The 16,071-nt window shown below is 69.0% G+C and carries 2 protein-coding genes; both read left to right on the top strand.

The window, feature by feature from the left end:
• Positions 1-35: 35 nt before the first annotated feature.
• Entirely contained in the window at positions 36-14,711 is a 14,676-nt protein-coding gene (locus ASD86_RS18995) for a non-ribosomal peptide synthetase (RefSeq protein WP_056114222.1), read from the top strand.
• Positions 14,708-16,009, top strand: a complete 1,302-nt coding sequence (locus ASD86_RS18990) for an alpha/beta fold hydrolase (protein WP_056114219.1) — start codon at positions 14,708-14,710, stop codon at positions 16,007-16,009. Before ASD86_RS18995 ends, ASD86_RS18990 begins: the two co-directional genes overlap by 4 nt.
• Positions 16,010-16,071: the final 62 nt, after the last annotated feature.

Below are 16,071 nucleotides of genomic sequence, written 5' to 3'. Positions count from 1 at the left end.
ACGTGCGGGATCGACGACGAAATGGAATCCAGGTAATGACGCAAAATCGAGACGATGCAGGCGACAACGGACAGCGGCAGGACGGCGACGATCGCGTCAGCGGCGACCATGCGGGCGAGGGCGGAACGGACCAGCGTGCGAGCGACGAGCAAGCGGCGCGCAACCGGCTGGACGCGTTGCGCCGCGCGGTCGCGCTCAAGCGTCTGCGCGCGACCGGTGCGCAAGCGAACGCCGACGCCACCGCCATCGTTCGGATCGATCGCGACGGCCCACTGCCGCTGTCGTGGGGCCAGCGCCGGTTGTGGTTTCTGCACCGCCTCGGCGGCGCCGGCGGCGATGCCTACCGGATCGGCGCCGCGTTGCGCCTGCTCGGTCCGTTGCGCGGCGACGCGCTGCAGGGCACGCTGAGCGATCTGACCGCGCGGCATGAGATCCTGCGCAGCCGCATTCTCGACCGCGACGGCGAGCCGGAGCTGACGATCGTCGACGCGGCCGATTTCGCCCTCGCGCAGTCCGATCTGTCCGGCGTTGGCGACGACGGCGAACGCGAATCGCGGCTGCGCGAGCTGTGCGGCGAAGAAACCGGAATGCCGTTCGATCTGCAGCGCGAAGCGCCGATGCGCGCGCGCCTGATCCGCCTCGGCGACGACGACCACGTGCTGGTGATGACTCAGCACCACATCGTCTCCGACGGCTGGTCGATCGGCATCCTGGTGCGCGAGCTCGCGGCGCTGTACGCCGCGCGCCTGGACGCCTTGCCCGATCCACTGCCGCCGTTGCCGCTGCAATACGTGGATTTCGCCGCGTGGCAGCGCGAGCGTCTGCACGGCGACGGCTTCGACGCCGCCTTGTCGGCCTGGAGGCAGGTGCTGGACGGCGCGCCGCTGCTGTCGACGCTGCCCGGCGACTTCGCGCGTTCCGGCGTCGCGCGCCATCGCGGCGCGCGCGTCGTCATCGGCTGGCCGCAAACCGTGAGCGCCGCGGTGCGCGCGCTCGCCGCGCGCTGCGGCGCGACCCCGTTCGCGGTCATCCTCGCCGCCTGGAACGTGTTGCTGGCGCGCATGAGCGGCCAGCGCGACCTGGTCGTCGGCATGCCGGTCGCGCATCGTCCGCGCACCGAACTGGAAGGCTTGATCGGTTTCTTCGTCGACACCTTGCCAGTGCGGGTACGGCTGGACGAGGGCATCGGCGCCGAGCGCCTGGTGCGCGCCGTGCATGACGAACTGCTGAGCTGCTTCGAACGCCAGGAGGTGCCGTTCGATCGCATCGTCGACGCGTTGCGTCCGCAGCGCGCACTCGGCCACGGTCCGCTGTTCCAGACCCTGGTGTCGTTGAACAACACGCCGTCGGCGACGCTGCGGCTGGGTCGCCTGCGCATCGAGGACTTCCCGCTGGAGCAGCAGACCGCCAGCCACGACCTCGTACTGAATCTTAGCGAAGCCGCCGATGGCCTCGTCGGCAGCCTCACCTACGATGCCGATCTGTACCGCCACGCGAGCGTCGAGCGCTGGGCCGATTACCTGCAGCGGTTGTTGCTTGAGATGGCGCGCGATCCCGCCGCGCCGGTCGATGCGCTTGCGCTGCTTCCGTCGTCCGAACGTTCGTTGTTGCTGGAAGGCTTCAACGCGACCGATCGCGCCTACCCGCCGATGGCGACCTTGCATGCCGGTTTCGAAGCGCAGGCGCGAACGACGCCGGATGCGGTGGCGGTGGAGTTCGAAGGTTCGCAGCTGACTTACGCCGAATTGAATGCACAGGCCAATCGTCTGGCGCATACCTTGCTGGCGCGGGGCGTGCGGCCGGACGACCGGATCGGGCTGTGCGTCGAGCGTGGTCTGGCGATGACGGTCGGTTTGCTGGGGATTCTGAAGTCCGGCGCGGCTTACGTGCCGCTGGATCCGTCGCTGCCGGCGCAGCGGGTGCAGGCGATGGTGGCCGACTGTCGGCCAAAGCTGGTGCTGACCGATGCGGCCGGCGCAGCTCTGTTGTCCGCCGAGTTGTTGGCATCGGAAGCGGTGCTGCGGGTGGACGAACCTCGGTCGTGGTCGGGCATTGAGACCGATCCGGATGCGCAGGCGCTCGGTCTCAAACCTGATCATCTGGCCTACGTGATCTACACCTCCGGCTCGACCGGCACGCCGAAGGGCGCGATGAACCAGCACGACGGGGTATGCAACCGTCTGCAATGGGCGCGCGAAGTGTTCGGTGTCGGCCCGGACGACCGCGTACTGCAGAAGACGCCGTTCGGTTTCGATGTCTCGGTGTGGGAATTCTTCCTTACCTGGTCGGTCGGTGCGCGTTTGGTGCTGGCGCGTCCGGGCGGCCATCAGGACCCCGCGTATCTGAGCGAGCTGATCGAACGCAGCGGCACGACCGTGCTGCACTTCGTGCCGTCGATGCTGGATGCGTACCTGCGGCATGGACGCGAAGGCTCGCTGTCGGGCGTCCGTGCAGTGCTGTGCAGCGGCGAAGCGCTGAGCGGCGAACTGCGCGACCGATTCCTGTCGGCGTATCCGCAGGTCGCCTTGTACAACCTGTACGGCCCGACCGAAGCGGCAGTAGACGTGACGTGGTGGACCTGCGCGGCCGGCGAAAGCGGCGCGGTTCCGATCGGGCGCCCGGCGCCGAACGTGCGGATGTACGTGCTGGACAGCGGTTTGCGTCCCGTACCGTTGGGCGCGGTCGGCGAGCTGTATATCGGCGGCGTGCAGGTGGGCCGCGGGTATTGGAACCAGCCCGAACTGACGTCGCACCGATTCATTGAAAACCCGTTCGTTACGGGCGACCGCCTGTACCGCACCGGCGACCTGGGCCGCTGGCGCGAAGACGGCGCGCTGGAGTACCTCGGTCGCAACGACTTCCAAGTGAAGCTGCGCGGCTTCCGCATCGAGCTGGGCGAGATCGAAAGCGCGCTGCGCCAATGCGAGGGTGTTCGCGAGGCGGTGGTAAGCGCGCATACCGACGACGGCGGCGGCGAGCCACGGCTTGTCGCGTATATCGAAGGTGAGCCGCTGCAGGTAGCCGCGCTAAGGCAGGCGCTAGGCGAACGATTGCCCGAATACATGGTGCCGGCGCTGTATGTGGCCGTGACCCAATGGCCGCTGAGCGCGAACGGCAAGCTCGACCGCAGCCGCCTGCCGACACCGGACTCGGCTACCTACGCACAACGCGACTACGCCGCGCCTGAAGGCGAGGCCGAACAAGCGCTGGCGCGAATCTGGTCGCAGGTGCTGAACGTCCCGCGCGTCGGCCGTCACGACAATTTCTTCGAGCTAGGCGGCGATTCGATGCGGATCCTGCGGCTGGTCGAACCGCTGGCGCGCGCAGGCTGGCGATTGCAGGTCGGCGACGTGTTCTCCGCGCCGGAACTGTCGGCGCTGGCGCGACGCATGACACTGGACGATGCCTCGGAAGCGGCCGTCGCCGTACCGCCGAACCTGATTCCCGCCGACGCCGACCGCATCGAGCCGCACATGCTGCCGCTGATCGCCTTGCCGCAGGCGAGCATCGATGCGATCGCCGCGGCGGTGCCGGGCGGCGCGAGCAACATTCAGGACATCTATCCGCTCGCGCCGCTGCAGGAAGGCATCCTGTTTCACCATCTGCTGCAGACCCAAGGCGATACCTATCTGTTGCGTGCGGTGATCGGGTTCGACAGCCGCGCGCGCCTGAACGGGTTCCTGCGCGAACTGCAGGCGACCATCGACAGCCACGACGTGCTGCGCACGGTGGCCTGCTGGGAAGGCGTGCCGGAACCGGTACAAGTGGTGCTGCGCCGGGCGACGTTGCAACTGGAACAGATCGCGGCGCAGCCGGGCCAGACCCCGCGCGCGGCGCTGGAAGCGCATACCGATCCGGCGCGGCTGCGCCTGGATCTGCGCCACGGCCCGCTGCTGCGCGCCTACGCGATCGCGGACGAGGGCGGCGAATGGCTGCTCGCGCTGGTCAACCATCACTTCATCAGCGACCACATCACTCTGGCGGCGGTGGTCGAGGAAATCGCCATGCGCCTGGCGGGGAAGGGCGCGCAGTTGCCGGCCGCGGTGCCGTTCCGCGAGTTCATCGCGCGCGCGCGGCTCAGCGGCAGCGCCGATCACGAGGCTTATTTCCGCCGCACGCTCGGCGACGTCGAAGAACCGACCGCGCCGTTCGCGATCCTGGACGTGCGCGATGCCGGCGCGGCCGCGACCGAGTCGCGTCAGCCGTTGCGCGAGGAACTCGCGCTGCGCCTGCACCGGCTGGCGCGCGCGCGCGGCGTGCCGCTGTCGGCGTTCCTGCACGCGGCCTGGGCGCTGACCTTGGCCGCGTGCACCGGCCGTCGCGATGTGGTGTTCGGCTCGGTACTGTCGGGACGCATGCGCGAAGCCGGCGCGGCGCGCGCGCTCGGCGTGTTCATCAACACCCTGCCGCTGCGCATCGCGCTAGACGGCGTCGATGCGAACGCACTGGTCGAGCGCACGCGCCAGGCGCTGGCCGAACTGCTGCGGCATGAGCAGGCCTCGCTGGCGTTGGCCCAGCGCTGCAGCGGCGTCGAGGCGCCGTTGCCGTTGTTCACGGCCTTGCTCAACGTGCGCCATGCCGGATCGGGTTCCGAACTCGACTCGCAGCCCGATCAGCAGGCGAACGCGGGCCTGCAAGGCCTGCGCGTGCATGCCGGCCGCGAACGTTCCAACTATCCGTTGACCTTGTCGGTGGATCTGGCCGGTCAGGCGATCACCCTGGTCGCGATGTGCGCGCCGGGAATCGACGCGGCGGCCATGGCCGAACGTTACGCCTATGCGATCGAACGCCTGCTGGCGGCGGTCGAATGCGACGATCCCACCCCCGCGCATGCGCTGCCGGTGCTGCCGCCGCGCGAGCGAGCGCGGTTGGTGGACGAGTTCAACGCGACCGCCGTGCCGTACCGGCGCGACGATCTGATCCATGCCGGCTTCGAGCGCCAGGCGCGCCTGCGCTCGGACGCGATCGCGGTGATCGCCGACGGCGGTTCCTGCAGCTACGGCGAACTCAACGCGCGCGCCAACCGGATCGCCCATCGCCTGTTGGCCATGGGTGTGCGTCCGGGCGAGCGCATCGCGATCTGCGCCGAACGCGGCGTGGCGATGGTGGCGGCGCTGCTCGGCATCCTCAAGGCCGGCGGCGCTTACGTGCCGCTGGATCCCGCATACCCGCCCGATCGCCTGGCCTACATGCTCGAAGACGCCGCGCCGGTGGCGCTGCTGGCCGATGGCCATCTGCTCGACGATCCCGGCGTGCTCGGCCTGGCCGCGCTCGATGCGAGCGACCCGCCGATGCAGGTATTGCGCCTCGACGATGAGCGCGCGGTCGCGGCTTATCCCGATCACGACCCCGATGCGGCATCGCTCGGCATCGTCTCCGACCAGCTCGCGTATGTGATTTACACCTCCGGCTCGACCGGCCTGCCGAAGGGCGTGATGGTGCAGCATCGCCCGGCGGTCAATCTTTTCGAATGGGTCGAGCGCAGTTTCGGCGTGGGCGCGGACGACACCCTGCTGTTCACCACCTCGCTGTGCTTCGATCTGTCGGTGTACGACCTGTTCGGCATCCTCGGCTCGGGCGGGCGGGTGCGCGTGGCCACGCGCGAGGAAGTCGCCGACCCGCGCGCGCTGATCAGGATCCTGCGCGAGGAACGAATCGCTTTCTGGGATTCGGCCCCGGCGGTGTTCGCCCAGCTCGTGCCGTTCCTGCAGGACGGTGTGCAGTCGCCGTGGTTGCGACTGGCGTTCTTCAGCGGCGACTGGATCGCGCTGGAACTGCCCGACGCGGTCCGCGCCGCGTTTCCGAACTGCCAACCGATCGGCCTGGGCGGCGCCACCGAAGCGGTGGTGTGGTCCAACTACTTCCCGATCGGGCGCGTCGATCCGGCGTGGCCGAGCATTCCCTACGGCCGGCCGATCCAGAACGCGCGCTATTACGTGCTCGACGCCGATCTCAACCCGGTGCCCGAAGGCGTGGCCGGCGATCTGTATATCGGCGGCGAATGCCTCAGCGCCGGCTACTTCCGCCGCGAAGCGCTGACTGCCGAGCGCTACTTGTCCGACCCGTTCGTTGCGCACGATCCGCAGGCGCGGATGTACCGCACCGGCGATCGCGCCCGCCATCGCGGCGACGGACAGCTGGAGTTCCTCGGACGCCTGGACAGCCAGGTCAAGATCCGCGGCTTCCGCATCGAGCTGGGCGAGATCGAAGCGCAGTTGCTCGATGCGGACGACGCGCATGCGGCATTGGTCGAGGTGCGCGAGTTCGCGCCGGGGGATCGCCGATTGGTCGCCTATGTCGTTCCGGTCGATCCGGCGGCGTGGTCGGCTGCGGCGACGCGCGATCGTCTCGCCACGCGCTTGCCGGACTACATGATGCCGTCGGCCTTCGTCGTGCTGGACGCGTTGCCGTTGACGTCCAACGGCAAGGTCGATCGCGCGGCCCTGCCGATGCCGGACGGGCAGGACACGGTGGTGCGCCGCGCCTACGCGGCGCCGCGGGGCGAGGACGAAACCGCATTGGCCGAGGCCTGGTCGGCGGTGTTGGGCATCGACGAAATCGGCCGTCACGACTCGTTCTTCGAACTGGGCGGGCACTCGCTGTCGGCGATCGCGCTGATCGAGCGGCTGCGTCACGGCGGCCGCGTCCTCGACGTGCGCGCGGTGTTCGACACGCCGGAGCTGGCGCGGATGGCGGCGCGGCTGCGCACCCTCGACGGCACGCAGGCGTCGGACGCGTTCGCGGCCGATGCCAGCGGCATCGCGGTCGACACGACGCGGATCGAGCCGCATATGCTCGATCTGGTGGTGTTGGATCAGGCGCGCATCGACGCGGTCGTCGCGGTGGTCGACGGCGGCGCGGGCAATGTGCAGGACATGTACCCGTTGGCGCCGTTGCAGGAAGGGATATTGTTCCACCACCTGCTCGGCGGCAGCGGCGACGCTTATCTGCTGCGCACCGTGATCGCGTTCGACAGCGACGCCCAGGCCGACGCGTTCCTTGATGCGTTGCAGGCGGTGATTGATCGCCACGACATCCTGCGCACGGCGCTGCACTGGGAGGGCGTGGAAACGCCGCTGCAGGTCGTGCGCCGGCAGGCGGTGTTGCCGCGCATCGACCACGGCCGCATGGCCGACGCACAGGCCGCCACCGCAGCCTTGCTGGCGGCGACCGATCCCGATCGCACCCGCCTGGATCTGCGTCGGGCACCGCTGCTCGCGGCCCATCGCGTGCACGCGGCCGACAGCGGCGAATGCCTGCTCGGATTGCTTGCCCACCACGCGGTCTGCGATCACGTCACCCTGGCGATGATGATGCGCGAAGTGCTGGCCTTGATGTCCGGCGACGCGCTGCCGAGGCCGCTGCCGTACCGTCGCTTCATCGCGCATACGCTGTCGGTGCCGCGGCAGGCGCACGAAGCGTATTTCCGCGCCCGCCTGGCCGACCTCGCCGAACCGACCTTGCCGTTCGGCGCGACCGATGTCCGCGGCGACGGCAGCGCATTGCGCGAAGCGACCGAGCGGCTGCCGCGTGCATTGTCCGAAGCCCTGCGCGCCCGCGCTCAGCGCATCGGCGTACTGCCCGCGGCGCTGTTCCATCTGGCCTGGGCGCGGGTGCTCGCGGCCTGCGTGGACCGCGACGACGTGGTGTTCGGCACGGTGCTGTCCGGCCGCCTGCAGGGCGTGGCCGGGTCCGACCGCGCGCTCGGCGTATTCATCAATACCTTGCCGGTGCGGGTGCGACTGCATGCCTCGGATGTCGGCGCGGACGCCGCCGCGAACGTCGACGCGGCCTTGCGTTCGATGCAGGACGAACTCAACGCGCTGCTCGCGCACGAACAGGCGCCGCTGTCGCTGGCTCAGCGTTGCAGCGCGGTCGCGCCGCCGACGCCGTTGTTCAGCAGCTTGCTCAACTATCGCCGGGGCGAGGCGGCCGACGCGCGCGCCGCCGAGGCGCTGGCGAGGCAGGGCATCCGCCTGGTCGCCGGCGGCGAACGCACCAATTACCCCATCGCCATTGCGGTGGACGATACCGACGAAGGGTTCTCCATCCTCGCCCAGTGCTCAAACTCCGCAGCGGCGGCGGATCCGGGACGCCTGATCGGCTATCTGCGTACCGCGCTGGAGGTGTTGGCGAGCGATCAGGGCGCGGACGGCGTACTTCCATCGTCCGAGCGTTCGTTGCTGCTGGAAACGTTTAACGCCACCGATCGCGCCTACCCGCCGATGGCGACCTTGCATGCCGGTTTCGAAGCGCAGGCGCGGACGGCACCGGATGCGGTGGCGGTGGAGTTCGAAGGTTCGCAGCTCACTTACGGCGAATTGAATGCTCAGGCCAATCGCTTGGCGCATACCTTGCTGGCGCACGGCGTGCGGCCGGACGACCGGATCGGGCTGTGTGTCGAGCGCGGTCTGGCGATGACGGTCGGTTTGCTGGGCATCCTCAAGTCCGGCGCTGCCTACGTGCCGCTGGATCCGTCGCTGCCGGCGCAGCGGGTGCAGGCGATGGTGGACGACTGTCGGCCACGGCTGGTGCTGGCCGATGCGGTTGGTGCGGCGCTGTTGGCCGCGGACTCGCCTGCCTCGGAAACAATGCTGCGCTTGGACGAACCCGAGTCGTGGTCGCTCATCGAGACCGATCCGGATGCGCGGGCATTGGGTCTGAAACCCGATCATCTGGCCTACGTGATCTACACCTCCGGTTCGACTGGCACGCCGAAGGGCGCGATGAACCAGCACGACGGGGTATGCAACCGTCTGCAATGGGCGCGCGAAGTGTTTGGTGTAGGCCCGAACGACCGCGTGCTGCAAAAGACGCCGTTCGGTTTCGACGTATCGGTGTGGGAGTTCTTCCTTACGTGGTCGGTCGGTGCGCGCTTGGTGCTGGCGCGTCCAGGCGGCCATCAGGACCCGGCGTATCTGAGCGAACTGATCGAACGCAGCGGCACGACCGTGCTGCACTTCGTGCCTTCGATGCTGGATGCGTATCTTCGGCATGGACGCGAGGGTTCGCTGTCGAACGTGCGTGCGGTGCTGTGCAGCGGCGAAGCGCTGAGCGGCGAACTGCGCGACCGATTCCTGTCGGCGTATCCGCAGGTCGCCTTGCACAACCTGTACGGTCCGACCGAAGCCGCAGTCGACGTGACGTGGTGGACCTGCGAGGCTGGCGACAGCGGCGCGGTTCCGATCGGACGTCCAGCACCGAACGTGCGGATGTATGTGCTGGACAGCGGCTTGCGGCCGGTACCGCTGGGCGCGGTTGGCGAGCTGTACATTGGCGGCGTGCAAGTGGGTCGCGGTTATTGGAACCAGCCCGAACTGACATCGCAGCGATTCATCGACAGTCCGTTCGTCGCGGGCGACCGCCTGTACCGCACTGGCGATCTGGGCCGTTGGCGCGAAGACGGCGCACTGGAATATCTGGGCCGTAACGATTTCCAGGTAAAACTGCGCGGCTTCCGCATCGAGCTGGGCGAGATCGAAACCGCGCTGCGCCAGTGCGAGGGCGTCCGCGAGGCGGTGTTGTGCGCGCATGCCGACGGTAGCGGCGAGCCGCGACTCGTGGCTTACGTCGAAGGCGAGCCGCTGCAGGTGGCCGCGCTACGACAGATGCTGAGCGAACGACTGCCCGAATACATGGTGCCGGCGCTCTACGTGGCAGTGGCCGAGTGGCCGCTGAGCGCGAACGGCAAGCTCGACCGCAGCCGTCTGCCGGCACCGGACTCGGTGGCGTACGCGCAACGCGACTACGCCGAGCCCGAAGGCGAAGCCGAACAAGCGCTGGCGCGCATCTGGTCGCAGGTGCTGAACGTGTCGCGCGTCGGGCGTCACGATAATTTCTTTGAACTCGGCGGCGATTCGATACGCAGCATCGCCGTGGTCGCCAAGGCGCGCGAGCAGGCGATGGAATTCTCCATCGCCGATCTGTTCCGCACGCCGACGATCGCCGAACTCTCGCCGGGCGTGCGCAGCGTCGAAGCCTCGACCGAGCGTCTGCGGCCACGCGCATTGACAGCCGCCGACACCGCGCGCCTGCCCGACGGCATCGAAGCGGCCTATGCGGCGACCCTGCTGCAACAGGGCATGATCTTCCACGCCCAACTCGCCCGCGCCGAGGGTGCCTATCACGACGTTTTCAGCTACGAACTCGAATTGCCGGGCTGGAGCGAAACCAGCATGCGCGAAGCGCTGGACGCGGCGATGCGCCGTCATCCTGCGTTGCGCACCGGTTTCGTCCATGGCGGCTACAGCGAGCCGCTGCAACTGGTTCACGCGCGGGCGCCCGTGCCGCTGGAGGTCGTCGATCTGCGGCCTCAGGACGCCAACGCGCGCGCCGCCACCGTCGCCGCGTTCGTCGCGCGCGAGCGCGGCCGCGACTTCGATCTCGAACGGCCGCCGCTGTGGCGGGTGTTCGTGCACCGGCTCGACGAGCGTCGCATCCAGTACACGATGAGTTTCCACCACGCGATCCTGGATGGATGGAGCGTGGCGCTGATGCAGACCGAAGTGTTCGCCGGTTATTTGCGTGCACTCACGGGCGGCGACACCGGTCAGCCGGAACCGCGGCGATTGCAAGTGTCGCCGGCCGACGCGGTGGCGCTGGAACAGGCGGCATTGGACGATCCGCGCCAGGCGGCGTTCTGGCGCAGCGCGCTGGAGGGCTTCCAGCGCGGTGTGCTGCCGGCTCATGACGCCGGCGCGCATGCATCGGGCAGCTACCATGCCGAAGCGCTTGAGATCTCCGCCGATCACGAACGAGGCCTGCGCGATCTCGCCAATACCCTGGGCGTGCCGGTGCGGACGCTGCTGCTGAGCGTCCATCTGCGCGTGCTGGCCTCGCTATGCGGCGGCCAGGACGTCACCACCGGGCTGGTCTCCAATGTGCGGCCGGAAAGCGCCGACGGCGACCGCGCGCTGGGCCTGTTTCTCAACACGCTGCCGCTGCGCGCGCGCATGGCGCCGGGCCGCTGGCGCGACCTGGTGCTGCAGGTGCGCGAAGCCGAACTCGGCGCGATCGAACATCGCTACTACCCATACTTCCGCCTGCACCGCGAGCAGGGCGGCGAAGCCTTGTTCGAGACGATCTTCAACTACGTCAACTTCCACGCCTACGATGCTCTGGAGAACGCGGGCCTGCGGCTGTTGGGATCGCGCGTCCACGAGTGGACCGGTTATCCGCTCGACGTATCGTTCTCGCATACCGGCGGACGTTTGCTGCTGCAGGTGATCGTGGATCCCGCGCGGTTGTCGCCGACGCAGGCCGCGCGCATCGCCGGCTATCTGCGCGAGGCGATCGGCGCGCTGGTGAGCCGGCCCGATGCCGATCACGCCGCGCACCGACTGTACGCGCCCGATGAAGCCGAGCGATTGCGTGGGTGGGAGCAAGGTCCCACGTTGCCCGACGACGACGCGCCCGCGACCGTTCACGCCGGCGTGGAAGCGCGCGTGCGCGCGTGCCCCGACAGCGATGCGATCGTCGACGGCGAACGGCGCCTGAGCTATGCCGAACTCGATGCAGGCGCCGAACGCGTCGCCCGGCGCCTGCGCGCGCTCGGCGCGGGGCCGGGACGTTACGTTGCGCTGGTCATGGGCCGCGGCGCGGACCAGATCGTCGCCATGCTCGGCGTGTTGAAGGCCGGCGCCGCGTACGTGCCGATCGATCCGGTGTACCCGGATGCGCGCATCGCCGACATGCTGGCCGACTGCGGCCCGGCGGTGGCGATCGCGCAGGCCGCGATCATGGAGCGGTGGGGCAGGGTGGCCGGCGGCGAAGATATTCCGCTGCTACTGATCGAAGACGCCTGCGCACCGATCGAAGCGATGGATACCTTGAGCGATATGGATGCCGCCGCGTCCGCATCCGACGCCGCCTACGTGATCTACACCTCCGGTTCGACCGGTCGGCCCAAGGGCGTCGTGGTCGAACATCGCAACGTGGTCCATCTGATCCGCAATCACCTGATCCGGTGCGGGCTGAGCGCCGAGGACCGGGTCATGCACTACGCCTCGTGCAGCTTCGACACGTCGGTCGAGGAGATATTCCCGGCGTTGTGGGCGGGCGCGACGATCGTCGTGCGTCCCGCGGCGCTGGTCGTGCCCGACGCGGATTTCGAACGGTTCCTGCGCGATCAACGGATCAGCGTGGCCGATTTGCCGACCGCGTTCTGGCATCGCTGGGTGCAGGCGTCGACGCGCGGCGATCTGGATCGTCCGGCGATCGGATCGGATCTGCGTCTGGTGGTGGTCGGCGGCGAGAAAGCCGAGCCCGCCGCGTTGGCGCAATGGCGCGACTTGCCGGCGACAGCGGCGACGCGCTGGCTCAATACCTACGGCCCGACCGAGGCGACCGTGTACGCCACCGCCCATGCGCTGGACTGCGCGGCCGCCGCGCAGGCCTGGGACGGCGGCATCGGCCGGCCGATCGCCGGTGTGCGGGTGCGCGTCGTCGACGCTTACGGCCAGACCGCGCCGGTGGGCGCGGCCGGCGAGTTGTGGATCGGCGGCGACGGCGTGGCTCGTGGTTATCTCGACCGGCCCGCGCTGACCGACGAGAAGTTCCTGCGCGACGCCGATGGATCGCGCTGGTACCGCAGTGGCGACATCGCGCGTTGGCGCCACGACGGGCATCTGGAATTCCTCGGCCGCGACGACGGCCAGACCAAGCTGCGCGGCTATCGCATCGAACTGGGCGAGATCGAGGCGGCGTTGTTGGCGTGTTCCGCCGTACGCGACGCGGCGGTGACGGTGCGCCGGGACGGCGACGGCGAGCCTCGCATCGTCGCGTACGTGGTGCTGGCCAGCGACCAAGCCATGGATACGCGCGGCCTGCGCGACGCTCTGGCCGCACGGCTCCCTGAGTACATGCTGCCCGCGGCGTTCGTCGCGCTGGAATCGATTCCGCTGCTGGCCAGCGGCAAGCTGGACAAAGCCGCGCTACCGGCGCCGACCGGCGCCGCCGGCCTGGTGGCCTATGCCGCGCCGGCCGCGGGCGTCGAATCGGCGATCGCCGCGATCTGGTCGGAGATGCTCGGGGTCGAGCGGGTCGGCCGCGACGATCACTTCTTCGAACTCGGCGGTCACTCGCTGATGATCGTCGGCATGATCGAGCGGTTGCGCGAGCAGGGCATCGTGCTGGACGTGCAGACGGTGTTCGCGGTTCCGCGACTCGCCGAGCTGGCCGCGCGCGCAATTGAGGCATCGACCGCCGATAGCGACGTCGCATCCGCGCCATCCAATCCGCTGCAGGCCGGCGCGCAGCGGATCGTGCCCGCGCTGTTGCCGCTGGTGGACATGGATCAGGCCGACATCGACGCGCTGGTCGCCGCGGTGCCGGGCGGCGCCGACAACATCCAGGATGTGTATCCGCTGGGAACCTTGCAGACCGGTATCCTGTTCCATCATCTGATCCAGCGCGAAGGCGATCCGTACCTGTTACGCTACGTGGTTCGCATCGACGGCCGCGCGCGCCTGGACAGCCTGCTCGCCCATCTGCAGCACGTGATCGACCGCCACGATGCGCTGCGCACGGGCGTGCATTGGGAGTCGCTGCTGCAACCGGTGCAGGTGGTCCAGCGTCGCGCACAGTTGCCGGCAATCGAACTGCAACTGGACGCCGCGGAAGACGGCACCGAGCAGATGTTCCGCCTGACCGATCCAAGAGTGGCGCGCAAGGACCTGCGCATCGCGCCACTGCTGGAGGCGCGTTACGCACGCGATCCGGGCAATGCCGCGGACGGTTGGCTGCTGGCCATCCTGGTGCATCACATGGTCAGCGATCACGTCAGCCAGAACCTGATCCTGGGTGAGGTCGATCTGTTGCTGCGCGATCGCGCCGATCTGTTGCAGCCGCCTGCGCCGTACCGCGACTTCATCGCCGCGCAACGCTCCACCTCAGCGGCCGAACAGCGGCGTTACTTCGAGGAACGCTTCGCCGATTTCGTCGAGCCGACGATCGTGTTCGGCGTGCCCGAGGTGCGCGGCAGCGGCCACAGCGTGGTCGCGGTGCACGAGCCGGTATCGCCGGCCCTGGCCGCCGGCGTGCGCGCGAATGCGCAGCGGCTCGGGGTCGCGCCGGCGGTGCTGTTCCACATCGCGTGGGCGCGCTGCCTGTCGGTGCTCACGGGCAGCGGCGACGTCGCCTTCGGCACGGTTTTGTCCGGCCGCCTGCAGGGCATCCGCGGTTCCGGACGCGCGATGGGCGTGTTCATCAACACCTTGCCGGTCCGGTTCCAACTGGACGGCCTGAGCCTGCGCGCGGCGGTGGAACTGGCGTTCGGCGAATTGAGCGCGATCCTGCGCCACGAGCAGGCGCCGTTGGCGCTGGCGCAGCGATGCAGCCCGACGGGTTCGCGCTCGCCGCTGTTCAATACATTGTTCAATTATCGCCACAGCCCGATCGGCGATGCGCAGCAATTGGCGCGTGCGCGCGAGACCTGGCAGGGCATCGAACTGGTCCTCGGCGAGGAACGCACCAATTATCCGGTCGCGGTCTCGGTCGACGATCAGGGCGCCGGCCACGGCTTCGTCGTCAGCGTGCAGTGCGTGGCCGGGATCGATCCCGCCGCGGTGTGCATGATGATGCAGACCGCGATGGCGAATCTGGTCGCGGCGCTCGCGAGCGATCCCGAGCGTGCGCTGTCGTCGATCGCGATCGATGCCGGTTTAGACGGCGACGCGTCGACGACTGTCGCGAACAACGAGGTAAGCGCATGAATGCAACCACCGGCACGATGATCGTGTTGCACGAGCGCGCGGAGTCGCCGATCGCGATCGCGTCCGCGGACGCCACCATCGCGATCCAGATACCGGATCGCGGCGAGGCGACCACCTTGCCCGGCATGGCCAAGGCGCTGCTGGCCGATCTGCATGCGCGCGGTGTTCACGCGGCCTGCGTGCTGGTCGGTCTGGGCGACCGCGCCGGCATCTTCGCCCAGGCGCTCGCGCTCGAGATGCTCGGACGCGATCTGCCGTTGCATTGCGTGGCGGTGGTGCCCGACGCCGCGCTTCCGGCGCACTCGACTCAAGCAGACGCAGATGCGGCGACCGATCGCCTGCAAGCGGCGTGCGAGGCATGGACGCCGCCGGAGCCGGCGATGCTGCCGACCCTGCGCTGCGCGCACGACGAACCCGATGTCGCCGGCTGGATCGCCGGCACGCGCGCCGCGCCGCCGCTGCCGACGCCACCGGCGGCGACGCAATCGATTCCGCTCAAGATCGGCGGTCCCCTGCGCGCGCCGGTGTTCTGCATTCCGGGCGCGGGCGCGAGCATCGTCAGCCTGCTGGATCTGGCCCAGGCCGCGCATCCGCAGGCCAGCGTGATCGGCCTGCAGCCGCGCGGACTGGATGGCATCGAGCCACCATGCACGTCGGTGGAAACGGCCGCGGCATCGATTCTGCCGCAGGTGCTGCAGGCGGCGCCGCAGGGTCCGATCCGGCTGGTCGGCCATTCCTTCGGCGGATGGATCGCGTTCGCGGTGGCGTTGCGGCTGCGCGAGCAGGGCAGGACGCTCGCCAGCGTCGACCTGCTCGATTCGAGACCTCCGACTTCCGATCCGGCCATGGCCGAGTGCGACGAACTGGACGTGCTGCTGCGCTGGATCGCCCTGGTGCAGTTGTCGACCGATCAGCCGCTCGGCATCGACGCGGCCAGGCTGCGGCCGTTGCCGGCGTCGGCGCGGATGCATCTGGTGCATCGGCGCATGGCCGAGGTGGGGCTGATGCCGGCGCGCTCGGATCCCGCATCGATGCTCGGAGCGCTGCGCATGTTCGCCGCTTGCCTGCGCACCCACTACCGGCCCGCGGGCGAGTACGACGGTGTGCTTCGGGTGGTCTATATGACCGACCCCGACCTCGATGCCGCCGGCAACGACGAGGAAGCCGAGCGGATGCGTTCGGGCTGGCTGCGGCATGCGCCGCGCGTGCAGTTGATTCGCGGGGGCGGCAACCACATGACCGGTATCCGCGGACAGCATGCGAATGCATTGGCCGATCGTCTGGGATTGAGCGCTTGATCCAAGGCGCGCCGCGGGGCGCGCCTTCATCGAGTGCGATCGCGCATTGATGCCGTGGCGCG

Source organism: Lysobacter sp. Root690 (assembly GCF_001427785.1).
Taxonomy (GTDB): domain Bacteria; phylum Pseudomonadota; class Gammaproteobacteria; order Xanthomonadales; family Xanthomonadaceae; genus Lysobacter.
Note: the sequence above shows the minus strand (reverse complement) of the source record. Positions and strands in the feature narration are given on the sequence as shown.